Below are 26831 nucleotides of genomic sequence, written 5' to 3'. Positions count from 1 at the left end.
GAAACCAAGATCTGTCTGGAGGATCCCATGCACATCAGCGAGCTGGTCGGCACAGACGAGTGGCACACGGTCGATGGGCGGCCGTTCGTCGTCTACAAGTACGCGGCCACGCTGGACGGCCGGATCGCCGCGGCGGACAGCACCAGCCAATGGATCACCAGTGCGGAGTCCCGTGCCGAAGTCCACGCGCTACGCGCGGCCTGCCAAGCAACCGTCGTCGGTTCCGGCACCCAGCAGGCCGATAACCCCCACCTTGCGGTGCGCTCGGTGAAGGACGACCCGAACCTGAAGGTGGCGGCGCCGGTCGATGAGCAGCCATGGCGCGTGATTGTCGACACCAACGCCCGGACCCCGGCTGATGCCCGGGTCCTCGACGATGCCGCACCCACCATGATCGCCGTTGCCGACGATGCCGACGCGTCCCACCTGGACAGCGTGGCCACCGTCGTACGACTGCCCCGCGCGAAGGTCGGCCTGGACGTGGAGGCACTCCTCCGTGAACTGCACCAGCGTGGTGTGCGCGGGATGTTCCTCGAGGGCGGCCCCACTCTCGCCGCGTCGTTCGTGTCAGCCGGTCTGGTGGACCGCATCGTCGCCTACATCGCGCCCGCGCTCCTCGGCCGCGGAAAGAGCGGACTCGAAGGCGGCACCATCGAGACGATCGGCGACATCCTCCGGTGTGAACTGGTGGACGTGGCGCGATTCGGCCCGGATGTCAGGCTGATCGCACGCCCGCAGCACTGAGGGACACCTACCGCGGACATGACGGAGCCCCCTCGTCCAGCCCGCAGGCCAGACGAGGGGGCGAGCGATCGGCATGTCTCCCGGCACTGCCGGCTTCTCGAGACGAGGCCCTTGAACTGATCAGCTGATCCGGAGTCGCCGAATCGCTCGGTGCCACGCGCCGTCTTGGTGCTATTTCACCTGAAAGGTGCTGGCGCCGTTTTTCTTGGGGCGTTCCACGATGCTCACCATGTCCTGAATGGAGGACTGGCTGGGAGGGTTGTGTTCCCATCGTGTTCCCATGATTTCGGGGACGACGAAGGGCCGACCTGTTTTCGCAGGTCAGCCCTTGATCGTTCAGGGTGAGTAACGGGACTCGAACCCGCGACATCCTGGACCACAACCAGGTGCTCTACCAGCTGAGCTATACCCACCATGACCGGTGCTTTCCGCACCGGCCGAGAAAAAGTGTACAGGGTCCGGAGGGGTGCTCGCTCCCGGCTTTCGGGGAGTCGGGAGCGAGCACCGGGACGGCGGACAGGGTCAGGCGTGCCGGGTCGGCAGGACGTGCTTGGCCGCGATGGCCTTCGCCGTGTCCGAGTCCGGGCCGGGAGCGGGCACGAAGATCGCTTCCCGGTAGTAGCGCAGCTCGGCGATGGACTCGTGGATGTCCGCGAGCGCGCGGTGGTTGCCGTTCTTCTTGGGGCTGTTGAAGTAGGCCCGCGGATACCAGCGGCGGGCCAGCTCCTTGATCGAGGAGACGTCGACGATCCGGTAGTGGAGGTAGCTCTCGAGCGTCGGCATGTCCCGGAGGAGGAAGCCCCGGTCGGTGCCGACCGAGTTTCCGCACAGCGGGGCCTTGCCGGCCTCGGGGACGTGCTCGCGGATGTAGGCCAGGACCTGGTCCTGGGCGTCCTCGAGCGTGGTCCCGCCCTCGAGCTCGGCGAGCAGGCCGGAGGTGGTGTGCATCTCGCGCACCACCTCGACCATGGTGACCAGCGCTTCCGCGGGGGGCCGGACAACGATGTCCACTCCATCGCCCTGGATGTTCAGCTCGGAGTCCGTGACCAGCGCGGCCACCTCGATAAGCGCGTCGTTCGCCAGCGAGAGCCCGGTCATCTCGCAGTCGATCCACACCATGCGATCGTTCATACGTCTCACCCTACGGGGCGTTCCCGCTGGCCGGGCAGGGACGGACGGCCCGGGACCCGGCCCGCTGCCTGTTCGGGCAGGCGTGGGGCGTAGGCGTCCGACTCCGGTTTGCCAGGGTCCGGATGCGGAGCGTGATGGTGGTGCGGTGGGTGCCCCGCGTGGCCGGTGGGAGCGCCGGGCGCGCCCGGCCGCCGCAGCGGCAGGGGGTGGTCGCCGGCGCGGGGTTCGATCACCTCGGCGCGGTCGGCCCGCTCCAGCCGCTCCAGGCGGTCGGGGCGGTCCAGACGCTCCGCGGCCCCGCCCTGGGGCCTGCGGGCGCGGTACGCGGCCCGGTAGGCGGCCGGGGAGGACCCCAGCTGCCGCCGGAAGTGCCCGCGCAGCGCGACCGGCGAGCGGAAGCCACAGCGCCCGGCGACCTCGTCGACCGAGTAGTCGGAGGTCTCCAGGAGCCGCTGCGCCTGCAGCACCCGCTGGGTGATCAGCCACTGGAGTGGAGCGCTCCCAGTGAGCGAGCGGAACCTGCGGTCGAAGGTCCTGCGGCTCATATAGGCGCGGGCCGCCAGGGCCTCGACGTCGAACTGCTCGTGCAGATGCTCGAGCGCCCACGCCACCACCTCGGCGAGCGGATCCGCCCCGATCTCCTCTGGTAACGACCTGTCCAGATAGCGCTCCTGCCCTCCGCTGCGGCGCGGCGGGACGACCAGGCGCCTGGCGAGTGCGCCGGCGGCGTCCGCGCCGTGGTCGGTGCGCACGATGTGCAGGCACAGGTCGATCCCGGCGGCGGTGCCCGCCGAGGTCAGTACGTCGCCGTCGTCCACGAAGAGCTCGCGGGGGTCCACATGGACCGACGGATAGCGCTTGGCGAGCGTCGGCGCGTACATCCAGTGGGTGGTCGCCGGGCGGCCGTCCAGCAGCCCGGCGGCGGCCAGTACGAAGGCCCCGGTGCACAGGCCCACGATCCGCGCGCCCTCCTCGTGCGCGCGGCGCAGCGCGTCGAGCGCGGCGGCCGGTGGCGGCTGGGTTATCGACCGCCAGGCCGGTACGACGACGGTGCCGGCCCGGGAGAGTGCCTCCAGGCCGTATGGTGCGGTCAGTTCCAGTCCGCCAGTCGTTCGCAATGGCACATCTTCGCCCGCGCACACCAGAAGTCGGTACCGAGGGACTCCGGCGTCCTGCCGGTCGATACCGAAGACGGAGAGCGGGATGGAGCTTTCGAAGATAGGGCCGCCGCTGAACAGCAGCACCGCGACGATTTCTCGTCGCCGGCGTCCGGAGAGCTTGCGCGAGGTCTCCGGTACGGTCGTGGAGTCCTGGCTCATGGCACTAAGCCCCCCTCGGTGGTCGCGTCCTCTCGGTCCTGCACGTTTCCCCTCGGTCCTGAACGGTTCCCCCGCCGGTCATGGCCAAGATCGAATCTACTGTGTCGCGTGTGGTCGCCGTGACCAGTTCACCACCCGCCACTATGTCGACATGACAACTTGGCGCGAAGCATTCGATCACGAAGCGTTGCACTCGTAGCCCTCGCTGTGAAGTACGCCTTGTGCGGACACCCACTTCCCGTAGGGGGTACGTACGCCCCGGACCCCTTTCCACGCTGGCCGGACGGGTGTTGAGCACGGCGTTTGCCAAGGAAAGAAGTGTGGCCGGAAGTTGGCTGAAAACAACCGGGCGCAGACGTACGGATGGGTCATACGACCGGCGTACGTCCCCCTCGTACTACTTCAGAGCCCACGCGGCCGTCTTCCGGACTTGAGCGGTGCTATAGCGGCGCTCCATCGGCGCTGAGTGCGCGGAGCGCTACGCACCGCTTCCCCGGTGCCGGGCCTTTCCGGTCGGCCCTCAGACGCGGCGGCCGCCCCGGTGCGCGCCGATCCCCGTACGGCCGTGGCGGCCCCGGTGCGGGCTGACGCCGTCCGCGCCCAGCCGGGCCGCGGTGCGCTCGGAGTGGCGCAGCAGGGCCTGGCTGGCGGCCGTCACGGCGGCGAGGCCCGCGGCGGCGCCCAGGGCGGCGCCGAAGGGCGATCCGCACATGAGCAGGACGACGGGGACCACGGCGCAGCTGAAGGCCGCCCAGCGGATCACCTCGTTCACCGCGTCGCTAGCGGGGGCCTGGACCTGGGCTCGAGGGGGGCTCGGAAGGTGGGGCCGTCCGGGTGTCCCGGCCCCGCCGCCGGGGGTGTCGCCGGGGGCGTCGTACTCAGGGGCGACGGGCACGGGCAGGGCTCCTCTCGAGCGGCCGGCGAGGTGCCGGCAGGGGGCTCGGCGCGGGGGTGGCGCGGGGGCGGCGGGCGGCGGATCCGGGCAGGTGGGCCGGGCGGGCCGGGGCCGCCGCACCCGGTGCCGCTACTACAACGCCCGGCCCGCCCCCAGGTCACTGCCGGGCGGCCGCGCGGCCTACCGCGGCGGCCCCGCCGGGCCGGGCTCCGGGCCGGGGCGCGGGCCAACAGGGGACCACTTGGGGCATTGCGTTACGGGCCGCCCTCCGGCATGCTCCGGGGAACGCTTCGGGCGCTCCGCTCCCGTGGCAACCTCTGGGCAGGTGGTGAATGCCGCCGTACCCTTGGGGGTAAGGGCTTGGAAAGATGAATCCCGGACGGATTTCGACCTCTCGAGACCGCCCCCCGAGCTCCAGCGGAGCTCAAGTCCCCCGACAGCCCTCTACCTGAGCCCCCACCGATCCCTCCGCACGAGGACATCCTTCGCCGAGACACCGATGGCCGGTCACGAAATCCCCGAACCCGCGGACCGCAAGCGGGTCGCCGATCACATGGCGCACCCCGAAGCGGCGGAAGAAACACGTCATTCCTGCGATCCAGCGTTCCAGCACGGTGTTGTGGTGGGATTCGACGGCTCCATGTCGAGCGAGCGCGCCCTCGCCTATGCGATCGGCATGGCCCGGCGCTCCGGCTCCGGGCTGATCATCGTCCATGTGGCCAACCGGCTGCCGACGACGGTCTGGGCGGGCTGTGAGCCACCGGTCTTCGTCGACGTCCCCGATCACCGCACCGAGGTGCTGGGGCTCGAGCTGGCCTGCGCCGATCATCTCTCCGAGGTGCCCTGGATCCTCGTCGAGCGGGGCGGGGACATCTGCCATGAACTGGAGGAGGTCGGCCGGGAGTACGCGGCCGACGCCATCGTGGTGGGCTCCACGCACGGGCTGGTGGGGCGGATCTTCGGCTCGGTCGCGGGGCGGCTCGCCCGGCGGGCGCAGCGGCCCGTCGTCGTCATCCCCTGAGCGTCCGCCCGCCGTCATCCCCCGAGCGTCCGCCTGCCGTCATCCCTCGAGCGCCCGCCCGCCGTCATCCCCTGAGTGTCCCCCGAGCGTCCCCTGAGCATCCCTCGGGAAGCGCCTTCGGCCCCGTTCGCGCGGGGCGTCCTGCCCGCCCTCGCGGGCCCTCCTGGCCGCTTGCCGGGGCCTTCCGGCCCTTCTGGCTCCGCCGAGTTCCTGGGACTCTGGACGCACCGTGCCCGGCGCGTCTCCTCGTCAAGTGTGGTTGTTCAGTCCAAAACCTTTTGCGTCGGCACGACTTGGCGCGGGCGCCTGGAACCGGACACCCTCAACTCCCCTCGACCGCAGGTGAGATGGCGTCAGTCCATCTTGACAACCGGCAAACCTACCCGTGCGTAGAGGTGGATTGTGCGTTTGTGAGGGGTACAAATCGTTCGATCGTGCTGTCGCGCGGGAAGTGACGGTTCCCGCGCGACGGCCAGCCGCCGGCGTATGAGAGGCGATGCCGGCGAAGGGGAGGCGGCCCCCGCGTGCGTGGTGGCACACGCGGGGGACCGCCGAAGGATCCGCCGAGGTCGCGGGCGGTGCGGGCCTACTCGACCGTCACCGACTTGGCGAGGTTGCGGGGCTTGTCGATGTCCCGGCCGAGCGCCAGCGCCGTGTGGTACGCGAGCAGTTGGAGCGGAATGCCCATCAGGATCGGGTCGAGCTCCACCTCGTTGCGGGGCACCACGATCGTGTGATCCGCCTTCTCCTGCTCCCGGTGGGCCACGGCCAGGATCCGGCCGCTGCGGGCCTTGATCTCCTCCAGCGTCGCCCGGTTCTTCTCCAGCAGGTCGTCGTCCGGCAGGACCGCCACGGTGGGCACCTCGGGCTCGATCAGCGCGAGCGGCCCGTGCTTGAGCTCGGAGGCCGGGTACGCCTCGGCGTGGACGTAGGAGACCTCCTTCAGCTTCAGGGACGCCTCGCGCGCCACCGGGTAGCCGCGGACCCGTCCGACGAACATCATGCTCTTTGCGTTCGCATATTCCGCGGCGAGCTTTTTGATCTCCTCCTCGCCGCCCAGCACCTCCGCGATCTGCTCGGGCAGCTTGCGCAGCCCGGCGATGATCCGCTTGCCGTCGGCGACCGAGAGATCGCGGATCCGGCCCAGGTGGAGGGCGAGCAGCGCGAAGGCGACGGCGGTGTTGGTGAAGCACTTGGTGGAGACGACACACACCTCCGGCCCGGCGTGGACGTACACCCCGCCGTCCGTCTCCCGGGCGATCGCGCTGCCCACGACATTGACCACGCCCAGCACCCGCGCGCCCTTGCGCTTGAGTTCCTGGACGGCCGCCAGGGTGTCGTAGGTCTCGCCGGACTGGCTGACCGCGATGTAGAGGGTGTCCGGGTCCACCACCGGGTTGCGGTAGCGGAACTCGCTCGCGGGCTCCGCGTCGGCCGGGATCCGGGCCAGCTCCTCGATCAGCTGGGCGCCGATCAGACCCGTGTGGTACGCCGAACCACAGCCGAGGATCTTGACCCGGCGCACCCCGCGCGCCTCGCGGGCGTCCAGGTTGAGCCCGCCCAGGCGGACGGTGGAGAAGCGGTCGTCGATCCGGCCGCGCAGCACCCGGTCCACGGCGTCGACCTGCTCGTGGATCTCCTTGTGCATATAGGTGTCGTGGCCGCCCATGTCGTACGACTCGGCCTCCCACTCCACGGTGGTGGGGGAGGTGGAGGTGCGGCTGCCCTCGGTGGTGTAGGTGCGGTAGTCGTCGGCCTTGAGGGTGGCCATCTCGCCGTCGTCCAGGGTGACCACCTGGCGGGTGTGGCTGACCAGCGCGGCGACGTCCGAGGCGACGAACATCTCCTTCTCGCCGATGCCCAGCACCACCGGCGAGCCGTTGCGGGCGACGACGATGCGGTCGGGGAAGTCCGCGTGCAGCACGGCGATGCCGTAGGTGCCCTCGACCATCGCCAGCGCGTGGCGGACCTTCTCCTCCAGGGTGGGCGCCTGGGAGCGGCCGATGAGGTGGGCGAGCGCCTCGGAGTCGGTGTCGGAGACCAGCTCCACGCCGTCGGCGGCCAGCTTGGCGCGCAGATCGGCGGCGTTGTCGATGATGCCGTTGTGGACGATGGCGACCTTGCCGTCCGCGTCCAGATGCGGATGGGCGTTGATGTCGTTGGGCGCGCCATGGGTGGCCCAGCGGGTGTGGGCGATGCCGGTGGTGCCCGCGAACCGCTTGGGCAGCCTGGCCTCGAGTTCCCGGACCCGGCCCTTGGCCTTGCCGGTCTTCAGCCCGGCGCTCTGGGCGCCCTTGGCGGGCTTGCCCTGGATCGCGATGCCCGCGGAGTCATAGCCGCGGTACTCCAGCCGCTGCAGCCCCTCCAGCAGCAGCGGTGCCACATCGCGTTTCCCGATGTATCCGACGATTCCGCACATGGTGTTCAGGCCCTCCCATTGGATCGCTCGTGCATGCTCGTGCTCGTGTCCGGCGGTGGCGGCCGCCGTCCCGGACCGGCGTCGTACCGGCGGGGTCAGCCGTAGACGATGCGGCGCAGCTGGCGCAGCGAGAGTTCGGGCGGGGCCACCGCGCGGTACGGCAGCTCGGCCGTGATCCGCTCGAAGATGTCCGCGTTGGTCAGCCCGCCGGACTGGAGCTCGCGGTGGCGGCGCCGGACGAACTCCTCCGTCGTCTCGTCGAAGTACGCCAGGACGTCCAGCACCACCCGGCCCGCCTCGCCGCGGCTGAGCGGCGTACTGCGGACCAGGTGGTCGATAAGGTCATCGTGGGACATACGGCGTTCGAGCATCCGTAGATACTGCGATGCGGCGCGGTGATTCGCAACATTCCTGCCCGATATCGGGCAGGGTTGGGCTCTCGGTGACGGAAAATCCGGCCCTCGGCCGCGAGGAGGCCGGCCCTCAGACGTCCGAGAAGCGGCGGAGCACGGCCTGTTTGGCGGTGGTGAACTCCTCCTCGGTGAGGATCCCGCTCTGGTGCAGATCGCCGAGTTCGCGCAGCCGTCGCAGCAGAACGTCGTGATCCACCTCACTCTCGTCGCCCCCGGCGGGCGGGGCGTCCGCGGGCGCCGGTTCGGGGGCGGGCGGCTGGGCGGGGAGCGCCTTCGCCGGGGCGCCCGGATGCGGCATCCGCGCCATGACGGCCGCCGCGACCAGCGCCATCAGCGGATCCTTCTTGAACCCGTACAGCACCACGGCATGCGGGTCGTACTTGGGCGCGGCCGTCGCCGTGGCCTTCGCCACGATGAAGCGGAGGTAGCCGTTCTCCAGCCCGGCGGCCGGGACCCACTCCACCATCTCCAGGTCCGGCAGCGGGATCGTGCGGGGGCCGCCCGACTTCTTCGACTCCTCGGTCTTCCAGTTCCAGTCCAGCCGGACCCGCTCCCCGTCGAAGGAGGCCGTGGCGTCGCCCGCCGACGCCGAGATCGGCACCGAGGGGCCGGGCAGCACATAGCGGTCGCAGGGGCCGGGCTCCACCCGCTCCAGGGTCAGGGCCTGGCGGACCTCGTCGACCAGATACTCGGCGAGGTCCCTGCGGTCCGGCTCCACCGAGAGCTGATACGGATCGGCGGCGTCCGGCAGCTTGCCGCCGGTCGCCTGGAGCAGCGGATCCGCGCCCTCGCGCAGCCGCAGCCGCAGCCGGCCCGACTTCCGTCCCGGCTCGTAGGCCACCCCGGCCAAGGCCATCAGGGGGACGGTCAGTTCGCCGAGCGCCTGCCGTACGACATGCACATTGCGGTCCCGCCCCGGGACGATCCGGATCGCTTCCCCGTCAAAGCTCCAGGCGCCATCGCGCTGGGTGATTTCCGCCATGCGGTGAATTCTGACAGGCACACAGCGACACATTGGTCTACACCTTGACCGCAACTGACCCTCGCGGTACCCAAGATGGCACGTTTCCTTGAAGGGATCCTTTGTGAGACGACGCCGTGCTCGACTTCTGTGTTCCCTGCTGCTGACCGTGGTGGCCGGGGCGGGGACCGCGGCCTCCTCCGCCTCCGCTTCCCCGGCTTCTCCCTGGTCCTCCCGCTCGTCCTCTCCTTCCGGGCGGGACGCCGCCCCGACCCCGCTGGACGGGGTCGTGCCCGCGCCCGCGTCCGTACGGCCCGCGACGGGCTCGTACGCGATCCGCTCCGACACCCGCATCCGGGTGTCCGGCTCCGACGGCTCGGCCGGCTCGGCGCGCCGGGTGGGCGACTATCTGGCGCGGGTGCTGCGCCCCTCCACCGGCTTTTCGCTGCCCCTCACCACGCGATCGGGTGACGACGGCATCCGGCTGCGGCTGACGCCCAAGGCGGCCGGAGCGCGGACGCTGGGCGAGGAGGGCTACCGGCTCCAGGTGACCGGCCGCGCGATCACCCTCACCGCACGCGGGTCCGCCGGGCTGTTCCACGGCGTCCAGACGCTGCGGCAGCTACTGCCCGCGTCCATCGAGCGCACCACCCGGCAGCCGGGCCCCTGGCGGGTCTCCGGCGGCACCATCACCGATGTGCCGCGCTTCGCCTGGCGGGGCGCGATGCTCGATGTCTCCCGGCACTTCTTCGGGGTGGACCAGGTCAAGCGCTATATCGACCAGCTGGCCCTCTACAAGATCAACAAGCTGCATCTGCATCTCTCGGACGACCAGGGGTGGCGGATCGCGATCGACTCCTGGCCGAAGCTGGCCAGGCACGGCGGCTCCACCCAGGTCGGCGGCGGCCCCGGCGGCTACTACACCAAGGACGACTACCGCGAGATCGTGCGCTACGCGGCGAGCCGTGAGCTGACCGTCGTCCCCGAGATCGACATGCCGGGCCACACCAACGCGGCGCTCGCCTCCTACGCGGAACTCAACTGCGACGGCGTCGCCCCGCCGCTCTACACCGGCACCGAGGTCGGTTTCAGCTCGCTGTGCGTGCCGAAGGAGGTGACGTACGACTTCGTGGACGACGTCATCCGCGAGCTCGCCGCGCTCACCCCCGGCCCCTACCTCCACATCGGCGGGGACGAGGCCCACTCCACCAGCCATGAGGACTATGTGGCCTTCATGGACCGGGTGCAGCCGGTGGTCGCCAAGTACGGCAAGACGGTGGTCGGCTGGCACCAGCTGACCGGTGCGCACCCCGCGAAGGGCGCGATCGCCCAGTACTGGGGGACGGACGGGAGCGAGAAGGAGGTCGCGGACGCGGCCAAGGCGGGCACCCGGCTGATCCTCTCCCCGGCCAACCGCGCCTATCTGGACATGAAGTACAACGCCGATACGCCGCTGGGGCAGAACTGGGCCGGGTACGTCGAGGCGAAGCAGTCCTACGACTGGGACCCGGGTACGTACATCAAGGACGCCCCGGAGTCCTCGGTGCTCGGCGTCGAGGCGCCGCTGTGGTCGGAGACCCTCCAGACCAGCCCGCAGATCGAGTACCTGGCGTTCCCCCGCCTCCCCGGTATCGCCGAACTCGGCTGGTCGCCCGCGAGCTCGCACAACTGGGACGACTACAAGGTGCGGGTGGCGGCACAGGGCCCCCGCTGGGACGCGATGCGCATCGCGTACTACCACTCCGCGCAGATCCCCTGGCCCAACGACTGAGCCTCCCCGGGGCCCGGCACTCGGGCCCGCCCCGGGCCGCGGGACGTGGGCGGGCCGGCGGGGCCCGCCGCCCCGCCCGGAACGGGTCCCGCACCTTCCCGGCGGGGCACCGCCGCTGAGGCGATGCCCCGCCGGACGGCTCAACGCCGCCTGTTCAGAGCCTGTGTCATATCCCCGGTCGGATCAGCGTGCGTGCCAGGCGTCGCACGCCCGGCCGGGGATATGACACAGGCTCTCAGCTCGCGAAGCCGAGCTCTCGCGCGATCAGCGTGCGCTGGACCTCGCTGGTGCCCTCGCCGATCTCCAGGATCTTGGAGTCCCGCCACATCCGGGCCACCGGATACTCGTTCATAAAGCCGTAGCCACCGTGGATCTGGGTGGCCTCGCGGGCGTTGTCCACCGCGATCTCGGAGGAGTAGAGCTTCGCGATCGACGCCTCCTTCTTGAACGGCTCGCCGAGCACCAGCCGGGACGCCGCGTCGCGCCACGCCACCCGGGCCATATGGGCGCGCATCTCCATATCCGCCAGCTTGAACTGGATGGCCTGGTTGGCGCCGATGGGGCGGCCGAACGCCTCGCGGGTCCTGGCGTACGCCACCGACTCGTCCACACAGCCCTGGGCGAGCCCGGTGGCCAGGGCGGAGATCGCGATCCGGCCCTCGTCCAGTATCCGCAGGAACTGGGCGTAGCCCCGGCCCTCCGCGCCCAGCAGGTTCGCGGCCGGGACCCGGCAGTCGGCGAAGGACAGCTCGCGGGTGTCCGAGGCGTTCCACCCCACCTTGGAGTAGGGGGCGGCCACGCTGAAGCCGGGGGTGCCGGACGGCACGATGATCGAGGAGATCTCGGGGCGGCCGTCCTCCTTGCGGCCGGTGACGGCGGTGACGGTGACCAGCGCGGTGATATCCGTACCGGAGTTGGTGATGAAGCACTTGGTGCCGTTGATCACCCACTCGCCGGTGGCCTCGTCCAGCCGGGCCGTGGTGCGGGTGGCGCCCGCGTCCGAGCCGCCGCCGGGTTCGGTCAGGCCGAACGCGCCCAGGGTCTCCCCGGAACAGAGTCCCGGCAGCCAGGTGCGCTTCTGCTCCTCCGTGCCGTAGAGGAAGATCGGCATCGCGCCGAGCGAGACCCCCGCCTCCAGGGTGATCGCCACCGAGGAGTCCACCCGGGCCAGCTCCTCCAGGGCGAGGCAGAGCGCGAAGTAGTCCCCGCCCATACCGCCGTACTCCTCCGGGAAGGGCAGGCCGAACAGGCCCATCCGGCCCATCTCGCGGACGATCTCGTACGGGAACTCATGGTGCTCCCAGTACTCCCCGATCTTGGGGGCGACCACATCATGCGCGAACGCCTCGACGGTGCGGCGCAGTTCCTCGTGTTCGGGGCTGAGTCGGTGGTCGATCGGCATGGCTCAGATCTCCTTCTGGGAGAGGGCGCGGACGGTGCGGGACGGGCTGGGCCGGCCCAGATGCCGGGCCATCCACACGCTGGTGGCGGTGAGACGGCCGATGTCGACCCCGGTCTCGATGCCGAGGCCGTCGAGCATCCACACGAGGTCTTCGGTGGCGAGGTTGCCGGTGGCGCTCTTGGCGTACGGGCAGCCGCCGAGGCCCCCGGCGGAGGCGTCGACGGTGGTCACACCGTGCTCGAGCGCGGCGAGGGTGTTGGCCAGCGCCTGGCCGTAGGTGTCGTGGAAGTGCACGGCCAGCCGGTCGTCGGCGACGCCCGCCTCGTTGAGCGTGTCCAGCACCTCCCGCACATGGCCCGGGGTGGCCACACCGATGGTGTCGCCGAGGCTGATCTCGTCGCATCCCATGTCCATCAGGCGGCGGCTGACCGAGACGGTCTGGGAGATCGGGACCGGGCCCTCCCACGGGTCGCCGAAGCACATCGACAGATAGCCGCGCACGGCCGCGCCCGCGTCCTTGGCCTTGGTGACGACCGGCTCGAACATCTCCAGCGCGCCGTCCACCGTGCGATTGAGATTGGCCTTGGCGAAGGACTCCGTGGCGCTGGCGAAGACGGCGATCTCGCGTGCGCCCAGCGCGAGGGCGCGGTCCAGCCCGCGCTCATTGGGCACGAGCACGGGGAGCCGGGCGTCCACGTCGTCGATGAGCTCCATCAGCTCCTCGGCGTCGGCCAGTTGGGGCACCCACTTGGGATGGACGAAGCTGGTGGCCTCGATGGTGGTGAGGCCGGCCTCGGCGAGCCGGTGGATGAACTCCGCCTTGACGGCCGCCGGGACCAGCGTCTTCTCGTTCTGCAGCCCGTCCCGGGGGCCCACCTCGTGGATCCGGACCCGGGTGGGCAGCCCGGGGGCCGGGATGGTCATGGGGAGGGTCATCACTCACGCTCCTCGCTCTGCTGCGGCTCGTGCGGGGTGACGACCGCCAGCAGTTGGTCCATGGCGACCGTGCTGCCGGGGGTCACCTCGAGCTCGGTGACGGTCCCGTCGTGCGGCGCGGCGATGAGGTGCTCCATCTTCATCGCCTCGACCACCAGCAGGCCCTGACCCGCGGTGACCTCGTCGCCGACGGCCGCCTTCACGACGGTGACGGTGCCGGGCATGGGGGCGGTCAGCTCCCCGGCGTGCGCGGCGGCGGCCCCGCCGCGCAGCGCCTCCTCCACGGGATCGTGCCCGACCACGCGCCAGGCGTCCCCGTCCCGCCCCAGCCAGTGGCTCGCGCCGTGCGCGGCATGCCGGAAGCGGTGGGTGGCCCCGCCGAGGTCCAGCAGCACGGCGCCGTCGTCCAGGGCGACGAGCCGCGCCCGCACGGTGGCGCCCGGGGCGTCCGCCGCGGCCCCGGCGCCGCCCGCTGCCGTGGCGGCCCCCGCGCGGGCCGGTGCGGTGGTCCGGCCCGTCGTGCCCGGGGTGCGCGCACTGGCGCCCGGGACGGCGTCGCCGGTGCCGGTTCGGCCGGCGGAGACCGCCGCGCCGCCTTCGCCCGCGCCCTGTGGCCCGCCGGGCCGGCCGGCGGCGGGGGGCCGCCCGGCGGCCCCGGCCGTCGCCGAGGCGACGCCGTCCGGCTGCTCGACGCGCACCTCCGCGTCATGGGCGCGGCCGCGCACGCGGACTGTCACCGGGGGGTGCCCCGCCACCCGGAGGCGGTGGACCGTCCAGGCGGGATCGCCACCGAGGCGCCAGCCGGTCGGCACCGAGAACGGATCGACCCAGACGTCCGCGGCCGGGCCGCCGGGGCCGCCGGGCTCCGGGCGCCCAGCGGATCCGCCGCCACGCGGGGCGGCGGGCTCCAGCGCCGCCTGGCGCAGCAGGGCCGCCGTCGCGTAGACCGCCTCCGGTATGGCCGCCGGGATCAGCTGGGCCGCCGCGCGGTCGACCAGGCCCGTGTCGAGCTCGCCCGAGGCGACCGCGGGGTGGGCGGCCAGACGGCGCAGAAAGCCGGTGTTGGTGTCCACGCCGAGGACGGTCAGGGAGCCGAGGGCGGCGCGCAGCCGGCGCAGGGCGGTGGGGCGGTCGGGGCCATGGGCGATGACCTTGGCGAGCATCGGGTCGTAGACCGTGCCGACCTCGGTGCCCCGGCTCAGCCCGGAGTCGACCCGCACCCCCTCGCCGCCCGGCTCGTCCAGCGCCAGCACGGCCCCGGCCGAGGGCAGGAAGTCCACCCGGCCGTCGGCCGCCGCGCGGGCGGTCTCGGCGCAGATACGGGCCTCCACCGCATGGCCCGCGAAGGCGATCTCGTCCTGGACGAACGGCAGCGGCTCGCCCGCGGCGACCCGCAGCTGCCACTCCACCAGGTCAAGACCGGGCCGCCCGCCGACCGACACCGTCAGCTCGGTCACCGGATGCTCCACCTGGAGCCGGGTGTTCATCTCCATGAAGCAGTACGCCGACGGATCGGCGCCCGGCACGATGAACTCGACCGTGCCCGCGCCCACATAGCCGCAGGACCGGGCCGCCGCCACCGCGGCCTCGCCCATCCGCGCCCGGATGGCCTCGTCCAGCAGCGGGCTGGGCGCCTCCTCGATGATCTTCTGATGGCGACGCTGCAGCGAGCACTCGCGCTCCCCGAGGTGGACCACCTGCCCCTGACCGTCCGCCAGCACCTGGATCTCGATATGCCGGGGCCGGTCGATCCAGCGCTCCACCAGCAGCGTGTCATCGCCGAAGGCACCGCGCGCCTCCCGCCGGGCGGCCGCGATCTCGTCGGCGAGCAGCGCCTCGTCGCGGACCAGCCGCATGCCCTTGCCGCCACCGCCCGCCGAGGGCTTCAGCAGCACCGGCATCCCGATCTCCCGGGCGGCGGCGGTGAGCTGCTCGTCGGTCAGCCCGCTGCCCGAGGAGCCCGGCACCACCGGCACCCCGGCCGCGCGCACGGTCTCCTTGGCGCGGATCTTGTCGCCCATCAGCTCGATGGCCCCGGCGGGGGGCCCGATGAAGGCGAGCCCGGCGTCCGCGCAGGCGCGGGCGAACGCCCCGTTCTCCGCGAGGAAGCCATAGCCGGGGTGGACGGCCTGGGCGCCGGTGCGCGCGGCGGCCTCCAGCAGCCGCTCGATGGACAGATAGCTCTCCGCGGCGGGGGCGGGCCCGATCCGCACCGCCGTGTCCGCCTCGCGCACATGGCGGGCGTCCGCGTCGGCGTCGCTGTAGACGGCGACCGAGCGGACCCCGAGCCGCCGCAGGGTGCGGATGACGCGCACGGCGATCTCACCGCGGTTGGCCACCAGGACGGTGTCGAACATCGCGGGCGACGGGCCGGTCGCCTTCGTGGCACTCATCGGGTGCATCCCCCTCACATCCGGAAGACGCCGTAGCCGGGCGCCGCGGGCTCGGTGGCCGTACGGCCGGGCAGCGGTGCGTTGGCGCAGGCCGTAAGGGCGAGGCCGAGCACCGTGCGGGTCTCCAGGGGGTCGATCACACCGTCGTCCCACAGCCGGGCGGTGGCGTAATAGGCGTTTCCCTGCGCCTCGTACTGCTCGCGGACCGGGGCCCGGAACGCCTCCTCTTCCTCGGCGCTCCACTCCTCGCCGCGCGCCTCCATCTGGTCGCGCTTGACGGTGGCGAGCACGGAGGCGGCCTGCTCACCGCCCATCACCGAGATCTTGGCGTTGGGCCACATCCACAGGAAGCGCGGCGAATAGGCCCGGCCGCACATCGAGTAGTTGCCCGCGCCGTAGGAACCGCCGATCACGACCGTGAGCTTGGGGACGCGGGTGCAGGCCACGGCGGTGACCATCTTGGCGCCGTGCTTGGCGATACCGCCCGCCTCATAGCTGCGGCCCACCATGAACCCCGAGATGTTCTGCAGGAAGACCAGGGGGATGCCGCGCTGGTCGCACAGCTCGATGAAGTGGGCGCCCTTCTGGGCCGATTCGGAGAACAGGATGCCGTTGTTGGCGACGATGCCCACCGGATGGCCCATGATCCGCGCGAAGCCCGTGACCAGCGTGGTGCCGAACTCGGCCTTGAACTCGGCGAACCGCGAGCCGTCCACCACCCGGGCGATGACCTCCCGCACGTCGTACGGCGTGCGCGAGTCGACCGGGACCGCCCCGTAGAGCCCCGCCGGGTCCACCGCGGGCTCCTCGGAGGGCTCCAGCGGCCACGGCGGCGACCCCTGCCGCATCGGGGACGGCGGCAGGGTGGCGACGATGGAGCGGACGATCCGCAGCGCGTGGGGGTCGTCCTCGGCCAGATGGTCGGTGACGCCCGAGACCCGGGAGTGGACCTCGCCGCCGCCCAGCTCCTCCGCCGAGACCACCTCACCGGTGGCCGCCTTCACCAGCGGCGGCCCGCCCAGGAAGATCGTGCCCTGCCCGCGCACGATCACCGCCTCGTCGCTCATCGCCGGGACATACGCCCCGCCCGCCGTGCAGGACCCCATCACGGCCGCGACCTGCGGAATCCCGGAGCCGGACAGCCGCGCCTGGTTGTAGAAGATCCGCCCGAAGTGGTCGCGGTCCGGGAAGACCTCGTCCTGCATGGGGAGGAAGGCACCGCCGGAGTCGACCAGATAGACGCACGGCAGGCGGTTCTCCAGTGCGACCTCCTGGGCGCGCAGATGCTTCTTCACCGTCATCGGGTAGTACGTGCCGCCCTTGACCGTGGCGTCATTGGCGACCACGACCACCTCGCGGCCCGACACCCGCCCGATCCCGGCGATCACCCCCGCCGCCGGGGCCTGGCCCCCGTACATCCCCTCGGCCGCGAGCGGCGCCAGCTCCAGGAACGGGGAGCCCGGATCCAGCAGGGTGTCCACCCGGTCGCGCGGCAGCAGCTTGCCGCGCGCGGTGTGCCGCGCCCGCGCCTTCTCCCCGCCGCCCAGCCGCGCCACGGCCAGCTTCTCGCGCAGCCGCGCGGCCAGCTCGCGGTGCCCGGCCTCATTGGCCTTCCAGGCGTCGGACCCCGGGTCGGCGCCGCTGCGCAGTGCCGGTGCCTGCTCCATGGCTACGAGCCCCCTCGCTCGGTCCCGCTCGGTACCGTTAGTGAACGTTAACTACTCCCCACCAGGTTAACGACCACTAACCCCGCTGTCTAGAATTGAAATCATGAGCACGCAAGCACCCGCCCCGAGCCGCCGTGAGCAGATCCTCAAGGAAGCCGCCCGCCTCTTCGCCGAGCGCGGCTTCCACGGCGTCGGCGTCGACGAGATAGGCGCCGCGGTCGGCATCAGCGGCCCCGGTCTCTACCGCCACTTCCCCGGCAAGGAGGCGATGCTGGCCGAGCTGCTCGTCGGGATCAGCGGCCGGCTGCTGACGGGCGGCAAGCGGCGGGCCGCGGAGGGGGAGGGGACCGGGCGCGCCCCCGCGGAGGTGCTGGACTCGCTGATCGAGGGGCATATCGACTTCGCCCTCGACGACCGCCCGCTGATCATCCTCCACGACCGCGAGCTCGACCGGCTCCGGGACACCGACCGCAAGCTGGTGCGCTCCCTCCAGCGGCAGTACGTGGAGCTGTGGGTCGAGGTCGTGCGCAAGGTCTACCCCCGGCTGGCCGAGGCCGAGGCCCGCGCGTGTGTCCACGCCGTCTTCGGACTGCTCAACTCCACGCCCCACCTCGGCCGCCCCGGAGCCCTCCCGGGGCGCGCGGCCACCGCCGCCCTGCTGCACCGGCTGGCCCTCGGCGCCTTCGACGGCGCCCGTAGTGCGGATGGCTCTGGACAGCCTGGCTAACTCGCGGGTAGCTTTCACTGAGCAAGCGCTTAGGTGAGCGTTGCCAAGCCATCATTGAGGAATCACGACGGCGGCCGGGCGGATCCGCGAGAGCGGCGGCGGCTTAGCCGCGAGGAGGGCCACGCCAATATGCGCCGCACGGTGTTCAACGAGGACCACGAGGCGTTCCGGGAGACCATCCGCGACTTCATCGCGGCCGAGGTCGTGCCGTACTACGACGAGTGGCGGGAGGCCGGCCAGGCCCCGCGCGAGTTCTACAAGAAGCTGGGCGAGCTGGGTGTCTTCGGCATCGAGGTGCCCGAGGAGTACGGCGGGGCCGGCGAGACCAGCTTCAAGTTCAACGCCGTCATCACCGAGGAGACCGCCCGCGCCGGGGTCAGCTTCGGTGGCAGCAGTGTCCACACCGCGCTGTGCCTGCCGTACGTGCTCAAGTACGCCAACGAGGAGCAGAAGCGGCGCTGGCTGCCCTCCTTCGTCACCGGCGACATGATGACCGCCATCGCCATGACCGAGCCCGGCACCGGCTCCGACCTGGCGGGCATGAAGACCACCGCCAAGCTCTCCGAGGACGGTACCCACTACGTCCTCAACGGCGCCAAGACCTTCATCACCGGCGGCGTCCTGGCCGACCGGGTGCTGGTCTGCGCCCGCACCGCCCCGCCCACCCCCGAGGACCGCCGCGGCGGCATATCCATCCTCGTGGTGGACACCAAGAGCGAGGGCTACGCGGTCGGCCGCAAGCTGGAGAAGCTGGGCCTGAAGACCTCCGATACCGCCGAGCTCTCCTTCACCGATGTCAAGGTGCCGGTGGAGGACCTGCTGGGCGAGGAGGGCAAGGCGTTCGGCTACCTCGCCCACAATCTGCCGCAGGAGCGCCTGGGGATCGCCGTCGGGGCGTACGCGCAGGCCGCGGCCGCCGTACGGTTCGCCACCGAGTACGTCCGCGACCGTACGGTCTTCGGCCAGCCGGTGGCGTCGTTCCAGAACACCAAGTTCGTGCTCGCCGACTGCAAGTCCGAGGTGGACGCGATGCAGGCGGTCGTGGACCGGGCCCTGGACGCGCACGACGCCGGTGAGCTGACCGCCGCCGACGCCGCCTCCGCCAAGCTCTTCACCACCGAGCGCGCCGCCGTCGTCATCGACAAGTGCCTGCAGCTCCACGGCGGCTACGGCTACATGATGGAGTACCCCATCGCCCGGCTGTACGCGGACACCCGCGTCAACCGGATCTACGGCGGCACCAGCGAGGTCATGCGGTCCATCGTCGCCAAGTCCATGGGTCTGTGATGGCCGTCATGACCAGCGGCAACAGGACAGCAATACGGGTCTGCAAGACTGCTTGAATCATGAATGACGCACTTCAGAGCCTTCTCGATCTGCTCGACCTCGAGCAGATCGAGGAGGACATCTTCCGCGGCACCAGCGACGCCGCACCCCTCGTACCGCGGGTCTTCGGCGGTCAGGTCGCCGCCCAGGCCCTGGTCGCCGCGGGCCGCACGGTGCCCGAGGACCGCTCGGCGCATTCGCTGCACGCGTACTTCCTGCGGCCCGGCGACCCCGGGGCGCCCATCGTCTACACCGTCGACCGGATCCGGGACGGCCACTCCTTCACCACCCGCCGGGTGGTCGCCGTCCAGCACGGACAGCCGATCTTTCATCTCTCGGCCTCCTTCCAGCTGCACGAGGAGGGCCTCGAGCACCAGGAGCCGATGCCGGACGTCCCCGACCCGCTCTCCCTGCCCACCGCCGAGGAGCTGCTGCCCCGCTATGAGCACCTCTTCCTCGGCCCCGGGGTGACCGAGCGGATGCTCCAGGCACGGGCCGCGGTCGATGTGAGGTACGTGGACGAGCCGCCCTTCGGCAGCGTCGGACGGCCGCGCGAGCCCAAGTCGCAGGTTTGGTTCCGGACCAACGGCAAACTGGACGGCGCCGCCGACCACCCCCTGCTCCACGTCTGCCTGGCGACCTATGTCTCCGATACGACGCTGCTGGACTCCGTGCTGCTCGCCCATGGGCGCGGCGGCTGGGCGGTCGGCGACATCGTCGGGGCCAGCCTGGATCACGCCATGTGGTTCCACCGGCCGTTCCGGGTGGACGACTGGCTGCTGTACGACCAGGAGAGCCCCTCCGCGTCCGGCGGACGCGGGCTCGCCAAGGGCCGTATCTTCACCGCCGACGGGCGGCTGGCCGTCTCCGTGATCCAGGAGGGGGTCATGCGGGTGCCGCGCGGGAAGAAGTGAGCGCGGCGGGCGGCGGCCCGGAGCCGTCGGCAACCAGGCCGTCGGAGTCCGGGCTGTCGGAGACCGATGCGTCGGCAACCGGGCCGTCGGAGTCCGGGCTGTCGGAATCCGGGCTGTCGGAAACCGATCCGTCGGCAACCGGGCCGTCAGGACCAGGTCGTCAGAACTGGGCCGTCAGCCCCGCCGCGTCCAGCAGGTACGCCGTCATCGCGTCGTAAAACCTCGGATTGGTCACGTGGTCGTCCAGCGGGACCACCACCGACAGCGTGCCCTCGGACTCGCCGAGGAAGAGCGCCGGGTCGTTGCAGTCCGCGTAGCCCACCGCGTCGATGCCCCGCTGCCCCGCGCACCCCGCCCAGCCGTGGTCGGCGACCACCAGATCGGGCAGCGGCCGCCCCTCGTGGGCCAGCCCGTCGAGGATCGCCGCCATGGGCGCGGGGGAGTGGGTGTGCCACAGCGTGGCGCCCCGCTCCAGCATCGCCACATCGCAGAACTGGAAGACGTACCCCTCGTCCGCCTGCAGCCCGCCCGGGATCTCCACGATCTCGCATCCGGCGGCCCGCAGCGCCGCTGCCGTGGCCCGGTGGACCTCCAGCAGCCCGCCCGGGTGCCCGGTGGCGAACAGCACCCGCTCGTTAGCCTCCGCCGCCTTCCGCAGCACCGACGCCATCCGGTCCAGCGCGCCGACCGTCAGCTCCGGGTCGATGGTGTCCTGCCCCGAGCGGTGCTGCGGGTCGTCCACCACACCGCACCGCTCGGCCATGACCGCCAGCACGTCCTGCTCATCGGTCCAGCGGTCGCCCAGCTCGAGGCCCAGCCAGTAGTGGCGGTCGCCGTTCGCGAGCTTGCGGTAGTGGGAGAGGTTGTTCTCACGAGGGGTGGCGACATCGCCCGCGATGCGCGTACGGACGAGATGGTCGATCAGTTCGGCACGGCTGGGCACGGCGCTGGGTATCGGCATGTGGCCCATTGTCGCCTCTCCGACGGGGGAATGGGGACATCCACCTCCGTTCGGGCGTGACACGATCATGGCGAAATGCCGGATGTCCGCCTGGACGGCCGCCGCCCGGACTCCGCACCGGACTCCGCACCGGACCCCGCGCCGGGCCGCGCGCCGGGCCCAAAGGACCTAACGGCGGGGCCGACGGCGCCTGGCGGGGCGGCGGGCGCCCCCGCCCGCACGCTGTGGCTGCGGCGGCACGGGCGCGCTGATGGTCACGGGAACACCGGAGGGATCCTGCGCGCCGGTGATCCGGGTGAGTTCGGGGTCGGCGGAGTGGACCCGGGCGGTCCGGGGGGTGATGCCCGCGTCGGCCATGAGACGGACCATGTCCCGGCGCTGGTCCGGAGTGACCAGTGTGATGACGCTGCCGGAGCCGCCCGCGCGGGCGGTACGGCCACCACGGTGCAGATAGTCCTTGTGGTCGGCGGGCGGGTCGACATTGACGACGAGATCGAGATCGTCCACATGAATGCCCCGGGCGGCGACGTTCGTGGCCACCAGCACGGTGACATGGCCGGACTTGAAGTGGTCCAGGGTCCGGGTGCGCTGCGGCTGGGACTTGCCGCCGTGCAGCGCGGCCGCCCGTACGCCGCTGGTCAGCAGATGCCGGGTCAGCCGGTCGACGCCGCGCTTGGTGTCCAGGAACAGGATGACGCGGCCGTCCCTGGCGGCGACCCGGGTGACGACGGAGCGCTTGTCGGTGTCCGCGATGTGCAGCACATGGTGCTCCATCGTGGTGACGGCACCGGCGGACGGGTCGAGCGAGTGCACGGCCGGGTCGTGGAGGAACTGGCGTACCAACTGGCCGATGTTGTGGTCGAGGGTCGCGGAGAACAGCAGGCGCTGCCCGTCGGCGGGGACCTGCCGCAGCAGCCGGGTCACCTGGGGCAGGAAGCCCATGTCGGCCATTTGGTCGGCCTCGTCGAGGACCGTGACGTCCACCTGGTCCAGTCGGCAGTCGCCGCGTTCGATCAGGTCCTGGAGGCGACCGGGGGTCGCGATGACCACCTCCGCGCCGGCGCGCAGGGCCTCGGCCTGGCGGTTGATCGACATTCCGCCGACCACGGTGGCCGGACGCAGCCGCAGCCGCCGGGCATAGGGGGTGAGCGCCTCGGTGACCTGCTGGGCCAACTCCCGGGTGGGGACCAGCACCAGGGCGAGGGGGCGGCCGGGCTCCGCGCGCCGCCCGGCGGTGCGGGCCAGCAGGGCGAGGCCGAAGGCGAGGGTCTTGCCGGAGCCGGTCCGGCCACGGCCGAGGACGTCCCGCCCGGTGAGGGCGTTGGGGAGGGCGGCCGCCTGGATCGGGAAGGGCACGGTGACGCCCTGCTGGGCCAGTTCCTCGAACAGCTCCTCCGGCATGTCGAGGTCGGAGAACGACGTGACGGCCGGCAGCACCGGGGCGGAGCCGGGCGGCAGGGCGAATTCGTTTCCGCCGTCGTTTCCGCCGCCGCTTCCGCCGGTGGAGCGGGGGCGGCCATTGCCGGCGGATCGGGAGGATGCGGGTTTTCTGCGGTACGAGCGGGGGGAGCGGGTCAATGCGGTGCCTTCTGCTGGGCGCGGTCTGCGGAAACGCGTACGAGCCGGGGCCCGCACCCCTTCAGGTACGGGCCCCGGCTCGTGACAGGCGCTGCGATCAGGCGGGAACGATGTTCTCGGCCTGCGGGCCCTTCTGGCCCTGGGTGACGTCGAAGGTCACCTTCTGGCCTTCGTGGAGCTCACGGAAGCCGCTGGCGGCGATGTTCGAGTAGTGGGCGAAGACGTCGGCGCCGCCGCCGTCCTGCTCGATGAAGCCGAAGCCCTTTTCCGCGTTGAACCACTTCACGGTGCCAGTAGCCATGTCCTTCTCCTTCATATGGGGATCGGTCCGGAATGCGCGGGAAGCGCATCCCGAGTCGCCGAAATGACCCCATCCGGAATGACCGGCAAAAACAAGAAATGCGCCTGAAGGCTACATACCGCCAGGCGCACACAAAGTCCATGGGTACCAAAACTGCAACTGAAAGGGACACTATCACGTATGGCCTCGGAGCGGCGGGATTCAGGTGGACGGCCGCGTGGGCGCGAGGGCTCCGGGGCCGCGCGCCGCGGCGCGCGGTGGAGTCAATTTAAGTGTTGACTTATATAAGCGACGGCTGGCATAGTCCTGGCGTGCACGCACTCGATGTCCTCGGTGACCCCGTCCGGCGCCGGATATTGGAGCTGCTCGCCGAGGGGGAGCGGTCCTCCGGCGAGGTCAGCTCCGTCGTCCGGGCCGAGTTCGGCATCTCGCAGCCCGCCGTCTCGCAGCATCTGCGGGTGTTGCGGGAGGCCGGATTCGCCTCCGTACGGGCCGAGGGCACACGGCGGTTATACGCCGTCGAGGCCGCGCCCCTGCGGGAGGTCGACCGGTGGCTCGACCGGTTCCGGGGCTTCTGGGAGCAGCGGCTGGACGCGCTGGGGACGGAACTGGCGCGGGGCAAGCGGCAGCGGCGGCTCGATCAGGAGCGCGGCGGCGGCAGTGGAACCGATGCGGAGATATGACCCATGAGCGAGATCGTCGACCAGATCAACCACGTCCATCGCGAGGTCGGCACCCGAGAGGTGCCCGACGGCGAGGCCCGTACCGTCCTGCTGCGGCGCACCTATGACGCCGCGATCGAGGACGTCTGGGACGCGTGCACCGACCCGGAGCGGATCAGCCGCTGGTTCCTGCCGGTGAGCGGCGACCTGAAGCTCGGCGGCCACTACCAGCTACAGGGCAACGCGGGCGGCGAGATCCTGCGCTGCGAGCCCCCGCGGCTGCTCGCGGTGAGCTGGCTGTTCGGCGAGAACCCCGGCTTCAGCGAGGTCGAGGTCCGGCTGACCGCCGAGGGCGAGGAGCGGACCGTCTTCGAACTGGAGCACGTCGCCGTCGTACCGCCCGAGATGTGGGACCAGTTCGGCCCCGGCGCGGTCGGCGTCGGCTGGGACGGCGCCCTGCTCGGCCTCACCCTGCATCTGACGGGCGAGGGCGCGCCCGCCGACCCCGAGGCGTGGCAGGCCTCGGACGAGGCGCGGGAGTTCATGACCCGCAGCAGCGAGCGCTGGGGCGCCGCGTACGAGGCCTCGGGGGCCCCGGCGGAGGTGGCGGCGGCCACGATGCGCGCCACGACGGAGTTCTACGTGCCCGCGCGCTGACCTCCGCCCGTAAGGGCGACGGCTGCCCGGTAAGGACGACGGCTGTCCGTAAGAGCTGCCCGGTAAGGACGACGGCTGTCCGTAAGAGCTGTCCGGTAAGGGCGACGGCTGTTCATGAGGGCCGCCCGTAGGAACGGCCACCCCGTACCTGTCATACCTGGGGACTACCCCGCAGATGCACTCCCCGGTGGGACGCCAACCACGCGGCCGGCTCCATACCTTCCGTATCCACGACACCCGTTGGTACGGAAGGAACAGCCATGGCGTCCCGTCTTCGCCGCGCCCTGCTCGCGGCGCTCGTCACCGCCTCGGTGGTGGCGCCCCTGGTGGGGGCCGCCGGGCCCAGTGAGGTGCCCGCGCCCGCGCCGGTGGCGCTCGGGCCGGTGCGCGTCGCGGGGCTCGAGCACCGGTACGCGGCCAACCGGGAGGGGATTCGGGCGGCCGAGGTGATGGCCGCCCGGCACGGGGACCGCAAGCGGGCGCGGGCGTTGTGGAAGATGCGGGAGGCGTCGCGGCACTTCCTGTCCTTCGACGGGCGGAACGGGGGCCGTGCCGTCGAGGTGTACGGGGATCTGAAGCGCGCCACGCATATCGCCGTGCTGGTGCCGGGGTCGGACACCAATCTGGAGACCTACGGCCGGTTCCGGGACGGGGCGCTCGCGCTGAGCCGTCAACTCGGGCGCAGTACGGCCGTCATCGGCTGGCTCGGGTACAAGACGCCCGGCACCGTGGCGCCCGAGGCGCTGACCACGGGCCGGGCCGCCGGTGCGGCTCCCCGACTGGCCGCGTTCGTAAGGGAGTTGAACGCGGCCACGCCCCGGGCCCGGATCTCGCTCCTGTGCCACTCCTACGGCTCGGTGGTCTGCGGCCGGGCGGCCAGGGGGCTGAACGCCGCGGACATCGTTCTGTACGGCAGCCCAGGGACGGGGTACGAGGACGCCCGGCAACTGCACACCCGGGCCACCGTCTGGGCCGGGCGGGGCGGAAACGACTGGATCGGCGGGGTGCCGCATGTACGGGTCCCGCTGCCGGGCACGACCATCGGCTTCGGGACCGACCCGGTCTCCCGGCGGTTCGGGGCGCGGATCTTCGACGCGGGGGACGTCGGGCACAGCGACTACCTCAAGCCCGGGTCCGTCGCCCTGGCGAGCATGGGCCGGATCGTGGAGGGCCGCGATGCGTGAGACGCACCGGCTGAGTGAGACGGTCCGGCCGGGTGGGAAGGTCCGGCCGGGTGGGACGGTCCGGCCGCGCGGGACGGTCCGGCCGCGCGGGACGGTCCGGCTGAGTAAGTCGCCCCGGCCGTATGAGACGCACCGGTCTGAGACGGTCCGGCCGCGTGGGACGGTCCGTATACGTGACCTCGTCCGGCGGATCGAGGCCGCCACCCCGCCCGGCCGCGACCGCGCCGTGGACGGTCTGCGGGCCGTCGCCATCCTCGGCGTGGTGCTCGGCCACTGGCTGGTGACCGCCCTCGTGGCCGACAGCGGCACCCTGCGCGCGGCCAGCCCGCTGCGGTACCAGCCCGGACTCACCCCCGTCTCCTGGGTGTTCCAGACCCTCGCGGTGTTCTTCCTGGTCGGCGGGCAGATGGGCGCCAAGAGCCACGACTGCGCCCGCGCCCGGGGCGTCACCTACCGGCGGTGGCTGCGCGCCCGGCTGGTCCGGCTGTTCCGGCCCGTGGCCGTCGTACTGACCGTATGGGCCGTGGCGGCGGGGGCGCTGCTCGCCGCCGGGGTGAGCCTGCTTACCGTGCACACGCTGCTCAAACTCGTCCTGTCCCCGCTGTGGTTCCTGCTGGTCTACGCCGTGCTCACGGCCGCGACCCCGCTGGTGGCGCGGTTGCATCCGCTGTGGCCGCTCGCCGTCGTGCTCCATGTCGACCTGGTCCGCTTCGGCTTGGGCGGCCCCGCCTGGCTCGGCTGGGTGAACCTGGCGGCGGGCTGGCTGGTCCCGTACTGCCTGGGCGCCGCCTGGGGCCGCGGCAGGCTGCGCGGGCGGACGGCCGGGTGGGTGCTGCTGACCGGGGGCGCGGCGGTCACCGCCGGGCTCGTCCTGTTCGGCGGCTATCCGGCGGCGATGGTCGGGGTGCCGGGCGCCTCGATCTCCAACCTCAACCCACCCACCCTGGCGGCCGTCACCTTCGGGCTCGCCCAGTGCGGCGCGGCCCTGCTGCTGCGCGGCCCGCTGCGCCGGGTGCTGGCGCGGCCCGTCGCGTGGGCGGTGGTGGCGCTGGTCAACCTCGCCGCGATGACCGTCTTCCTGTGGCACCAGACCGCGATGATGGCGGTCAGCGTGGCCACGCTGCGGCTCGCCGGACCGCAGACCGGGCTGCACACCGTGCCCGAAGGACCCGGCTGGGTGCTCGCCCGGCTCTGCTGGCTTCCGGTGTTCGCGGGGGCGCTGCTGATCTGCTGGGCGGCGTTCCACGCGTACGAGGCGGGGCGGCCGCGGGAGGGCGGTGGCGGGGGCGTCCGCGGTGGCGGCCCTGCCGTGGGCGGCGGCAGCCGGGTCGTCCGCGAGGGACGCCCCGGGGACCGGGCACAGCAGCAGGCACAGCAGCAGGCACAGCAGCAGGGACAGAAGCAGGCACAGCAGGCACGGCACGTGGAGCAGCGAAGTGTCTAGAGTCA

General features: G+C 71.8%; 23 protein-coding genes and 1 tRNA gene. 10 read left to right on the top strand and 14 right to left on the bottom strand.

Going from position 1 to position 26831, the window contains the following annotated elements; genetic code table 11:
* The first annotated feature begins 27 nt into the window (after positions 1 to 27).
* Complete coding sequence (gene ribD / locus NP777_RS23080) at positions 28 to 744, top strand: bifunctional diaminohydroxyphosphoribosylaminopyrimidine deaminase/5-amino-6-(5-phosphoribosylamino)uracil reductase RibD (RefSeq protein WP_256652076.1); 717 nt, start codon at positions 28 to 30, stop codon at positions 742 to 744.
* A gap of 340 nt (positions 745 to 1084) precedes the next feature.
* Here ribD and NP777_RS23075 read toward each other — a convergent pair.
* The 4 genes from NP777_RS23075 to NP777_RS23060 all read right to left on the bottom strand — a co-directional run bounded on the left by NP777_RS23075 (position 1085) and on the right by NP777_RS23060 (position 4089).
* Positions 1085 to 1157, bottom strand: a tRNA-His gene (locus NP777_RS23075).
* Between the two features lie 109 nt (positions 1158 to 1266).
* Positions 1267 to 1875, bottom strand: coding sequence for an oligoribonuclease (gene orn, locus NP777_RS23070; protein ID WP_256652075.1), 609 nt, complete (start codon positions 1873 to 1875; stop codon positions 1267 to 1269).
* A 5-nt stretch (positions 1876 to 1880) separates the two neighbouring features.
* A complete protein-coding gene (locus tag NP777_RS23065) occupies positions 1881 to 3194 on the bottom strand; it encodes a helix-turn-helix domain-containing protein (protein WP_256652074.1) in 1314 nt (437 codons plus the stop codon).
* Between the two features lie 520 nt (positions 3195 to 3714).
* Positions 3715 to 4089, bottom strand: a complete 375-nt coding sequence (locus tag NP777_RS23060; protein WP_308405196.1) for a hypothetical protein — start codon at positions 4087 to 4089, stop codon at positions 3715 to 3717.
* Positions 4090 to 4588: 499 nt separating this feature from the next.
* Here NP777_RS23060 and NP777_RS23055 point away from each other — a divergent pair, with 499 nt between their 5' ends.
* Positions 4589 to 5110, top strand: a complete 522-nt coding sequence (locus tag NP777_RS23055) for a universal stress protein (RefSeq protein ID WP_020871124.1) — start codon at positions 4589 to 4591, stop codon at positions 5108 to 5110.
* Positions 5111 to 5696: 586 nt separating this feature from the next.
* Here the strand turns inward: NP777_RS23055 and glmS are convergent.
* The 3 genes from glmS to NP777_RS23040 all read right to left on the bottom strand — a co-directional run bounded on the left by glmS (position 5697) and on the right by NP777_RS23040 (position 8924).
* Entirely contained in the window at positions 5697 to 7529 is a 1833-nt protein-coding gene (gene glmS, locus NP777_RS23050; RefSeq protein ID WP_256652073.1) for a glutamine--fructose-6-phosphate transaminase (isomerizing), read from the bottom strand.
* Between the two features lie 95 nt (positions 7530 to 7624).
* Entirely contained in the window at positions 7625 to 7900 is a 276-nt protein-coding gene (locus NP777_RS23045; RefSeq protein ID WP_256652072.1) for a hypothetical protein, read from the bottom strand.
* Positions 7901 to 8012: 112 nt separating this feature from the next.
* On the bottom strand, positions 8013 to 8924 hold the full coding sequence (locus tag NP777_RS23040) for a DUF4429 domain-containing protein (RefSeq protein ID WP_256652071.1): 912 nt from the start codon (positions 8922 to 8924) through the stop codon (positions 8013 to 8015).
* A 103-nt stretch (positions 8925 to 9027) separates the two neighbouring features.
* Here NP777_RS23040 and NP777_RS23035 point away from each other — a divergent pair, with 103 nt between their 5' ends.
* Positions 9028 to 10674 (top strand): beta-N-acetylhexosaminidase, encoded by a 1647-nt coding sequence (locus NP777_RS23035; protein ID WP_256652070.1) that lies wholly within the window; start codon positions 9028 to 9030, stop codon positions 10672 to 10674.
* 235 nt (positions 10675 to 10909) lie between these two features.
* On the opposite strand, the gene NP777_RS23030 is transcribed toward NP777_RS23035, so the two are convergent.
* The 4 genes from NP777_RS23030 to NP777_RS23015 are packed head-to-tail and all read right to left on the bottom strand — an operon-like array spanning position 10910 to position 17072.
* Complete coding sequence (locus NP777_RS23030) at positions 10910 to 12076, bottom strand: acyl-CoA dehydrogenase family protein (protein ID WP_256652069.1); 1167 nt, start codon at positions 12074 to 12076, stop codon at positions 10910 to 10912.
* A 3-nt stretch (positions 12077 to 12079) separates the two neighbouring features.
* Complete coding sequence (locus NP777_RS23025; protein WP_256652068.1) at positions 12080 to 13012, bottom strand: hydroxymethylglutaryl-CoA lyase; 933 nt, start codon at positions 13010 to 13012, stop codon at positions 12080 to 12082.
* Complete coding sequence (locus NP777_RS23020) at positions 13012 to 15369, bottom strand: ATP-binding protein (RefSeq protein ID WP_256652145.1); 2358 nt, start codon at positions 15367 to 15369, stop codon at positions 13012 to 13014. Before NP777_RS23020 ends, NP777_RS23025 begins: the two co-directional genes overlap by 1 nt.
* Positions 15370 to 15419: 50 nt before the next feature.
* The gene (locus NP777_RS23015; protein ID WP_256652067.1) at positions 15420 to 17072 is read right to left on the bottom strand and encodes a carboxyl transferase domain-containing protein; all 1653 of its coding nucleotides are present in this window, start codon (positions 17070 to 17072) and stop codon (positions 15420 to 15422) included.
* A gap of 103 nt (positions 17073 to 17175) precedes the next feature.
* Here NP777_RS23015 and NP777_RS23010 point away from each other — a divergent pair, with 103 nt between their 5' ends.
* From NP777_RS23010 to NP777_RS23000, 3 genes are all read left to right on the top strand, one after another.
* Positions 17176 to 17799 carry an SACE_7040 family transcriptional regulator gene (locus NP777_RS23010; RefSeq protein WP_256652066.1) on the top strand — a complete coding sequence of 208 codons (624 nt, stop codon included), beginning with the start codon at positions 17176 to 17178 and terminating at the stop codon, positions 17797 to 17799.
* Between the two features lie 129 nt (positions 17800 to 17928).
* Positions 17929 to 19086 (top strand): acyl-CoA dehydrogenase family protein, encoded by a 1158-nt coding sequence (locus tag NP777_RS23005; RefSeq protein ID WP_256652065.1) that lies wholly within the window; start codon positions 17929 to 17931, stop codon positions 19084 to 19086.
* Between the two features lie 59 nt (positions 19087 to 19145).
* A complete protein-coding gene (locus NP777_RS23000; protein ID WP_256652064.1) occupies positions 19146 to 20039 on the top strand; it encodes an acyl-CoA thioesterase in 894 nt (297 codons plus the stop codon).
* Between the two features lie 160 nt (positions 20040 to 20199).
* Here the strand turns inward: NP777_RS23000 and NP777_RS22995 are convergent, their stop codons facing one another.
* The 3 genes from NP777_RS22995 to NP777_RS22985 all read right to left on the bottom strand — a co-directional run bounded on the left by NP777_RS22995 (position 20200) and on the right by NP777_RS22985 (position 22879).
* On the bottom strand, positions 20200 to 21009 hold the full coding sequence (locus NP777_RS22995) for a phosphatase (protein WP_391858555.1): 810 nt from the start codon (positions 21007 to 21009) through the stop codon (positions 20200 to 20202).
* A gap of 159 nt (positions 21010 to 21168) precedes the next feature.
* Positions 21169 to 22578 carry a DEAD/DEAH box helicase gene (locus NP777_RS22990; protein WP_256652063.1) on the bottom strand — a complete coding sequence of 470 codons (1410 nt, stop codon included), beginning with the start codon at positions 22576 to 22578 and terminating at the stop codon, positions 21169 to 21171.
* Between the two features lie 97 nt (positions 22579 to 22675).
* The gene (locus NP777_RS22985) at positions 22676 to 22879 is read right to left on the bottom strand and encodes a cold-shock protein (RefSeq protein WP_256652062.1); all 204 of its coding nucleotides are present in this window, start codon (positions 22877 to 22879) and stop codon (positions 22676 to 22678) included.
* Between the two features lie 311 nt (positions 22880 to 23190).
* Here NP777_RS22985 and NP777_RS22980 point away from each other — a divergent pair, with 311 nt between their 5' ends.
* The 4 genes from NP777_RS22980 (at position 23191) to NP777_RS22965 (ending at position 26826) form a co-directional block, all read left to right on the top strand.
* On the top strand, positions 23191 to 23562 hold the full coding sequence (locus NP777_RS22980) for an ArsR/SmtB family transcription factor (protein WP_256652061.1): 372 nt from the start codon (positions 23191 to 23193) through the stop codon (positions 23560 to 23562).
* Positions 23563 to 23565: 3 nt separating this feature from the next.
* The gene (locus tag NP777_RS22975) at positions 23566 to 24198 is read left to right on the top strand and encodes an SRPBCC family protein (RefSeq protein ID WP_256652060.1); all 633 of its coding nucleotides are present in this window, start codon (positions 23566 to 23568) and stop codon (positions 24196 to 24198) included.
* Positions 24199 to 24458: 260 nt separating this feature from the next.
* Positions 24459 to 25382, top strand: coding sequence for an alpha/beta hydrolase (locus NP777_RS22970; RefSeq protein ID WP_256652059.1), 924 nt, complete (start codon positions 24459 to 24461; stop codon positions 25380 to 25382).
* 169 nt (positions 25383 to 25551) lie between these two features.
* On the top strand, positions 25552 to 26826 hold the full coding sequence (locus tag NP777_RS22965; RefSeq protein ID WP_256652144.1) for an acyltransferase family protein: 1275 nt from the start codon (positions 25552 to 25554) through the stop codon (positions 26824 to 26826).
* Positions 26827 to 26831: the final 5 nt, after the last annotated feature.

Origin of the sequence: Streptomyces rugosispiralis (assembly GCF_024505145.1) — a bacterium.
GTDB lineage: Bacteria > Actinomycetota > Actinomycetes > Streptomycetales > Streptomycetaceae > Streptomyces > Streptomyces rugosispiralis.
Note: the sequence above shows the minus strand (reverse complement) of the source record. Positions and strands in the feature narration are given on the sequence as shown.

What these genes read in the sequence shown, in the direction of transcription:
- NP777_RS23040 (WP_256652071.1), bottom strand. Translation starts at nt 8,924, where the DNA reads ATGGCGGAAATCACCCAGCGCGATGGCGCCTGGAGCTTTGACGGGGAA.
- NP777_RS22970 (WP_256652059.1), top strand. Translation starts at nt 24,459, where the DNA reads ATGGCGTCCCGTCTTCGCCGCGCCCTGCTCGCGGCGCTCGTCACCGCC.
- glmS (WP_256652073.1), bottom strand. Translation starts at nt 7,529, where the DNA reads ATGTGCGGAATCGTCGGATACATCGGGAAACGCGATGTGGCACCGCTG.
- orn (WP_256652075.1), bottom strand. Translation starts at nt 1,875, where the DNA reads ATGAACGATCGCATGGTGTGGATCGACTGCGAGATGACCGGGCTCTCG.
- ribD (WP_256652076.1), top strand. Translation starts at nt 28, where the DNA reads ATGCACATCAGCGAGCTGGTCGGCACAGACGAGTGGCACACGGTCGAT.
- NP777_RS23045 (WP_256652072.1), bottom strand. Translation starts at nt 7,900, where the DNA reads ATGCTCGAACGCCGTATGTCCCACGATGACCTTATCGACCACCTGGTC.
- NP777_RS22985 (WP_256652062.1), bottom strand. Translation starts at nt 22,879, where the DNA reads ATGGCTACTGGCACCGTGAAGTGGTTCAACGCGGAAAAGGGCTTCGGC.
- NP777_RS23065 (WP_256652074.1), bottom strand. Translation starts at nt 3,194, where the DNA reads ATGAGCCAGGACTCCACGACCGTACCGGAGACCTCGCGCAAGCTCTCC.
- NP777_RS23030 (WP_256652069.1), bottom strand. Translation starts at nt 12,076, where the DNA reads ATGCCGATCGACCACCGACTCAGCCCCGAACACGAGGAACTGCGCCGC.
- NP777_RS23015 (WP_256652067.1), bottom strand. Translation starts at nt 17,072, where the DNA reads ATGGAGCAGGCACCGGCACTGCGCAGCGGCGCCGACCCGGGGTCCGAC.
- NP777_RS22995 (WP_391858555.1), bottom strand. Translation starts at nt 21,009, where the DNA reads ATGGGCCACATGCCGATACCCAGCGCCGTGCCCAGCCGTGCCGAACTG.
- NP777_RS22975 (WP_256652060.1), top strand. Translation starts at nt 23,566, where the DNA reads ATGAGCGAGATCGTCGACCAGATCAACCACGTCCATCGCGAGGTCGGC.
- NP777_RS23025 (WP_256652068.1), bottom strand. Translation starts at nt 13,012, where the DNA reads ATGACCCTCCCCATGACCATCCCGGCCCCCGGGCTGCCCACCCGGGTC.
- NP777_RS23055 (WP_020871124.1), top strand. Translation starts at nt 4,589, where the DNA reads ATGGCCGGTCACGAAATCCCCGAACCCGCGGACCGCAAGCGGGTCGCC.
- NP777_RS23005 (WP_256652065.1), top strand. Translation starts at nt 17,929, where the DNA reads ATGCGCCGCACGGTGTTCAACGAGGACCACGAGGCGTTCCGGGAGACC.
- NP777_RS23020 (WP_256652145.1), bottom strand. Translation starts at nt 15,369, where the DNA reads ATGTTCGACACCGTCCTGGTGGCCAACCGCGGTGAGATCGCCGTGCGC.
- NP777_RS23000 (WP_256652064.1), top strand. Translation starts at nt 19,146, where the DNA reads ATGAATGACGCACTTCAGAGCCTTCTCGATCTGCTCGACCTCGAGCAG.
- NP777_RS23010 (WP_256652066.1), top strand. Translation starts at nt 17,176, where the DNA reads ATGAGCACGCAAGCACCCGCCCCGAGCCGCCGTGAGCAGATCCTCAAG.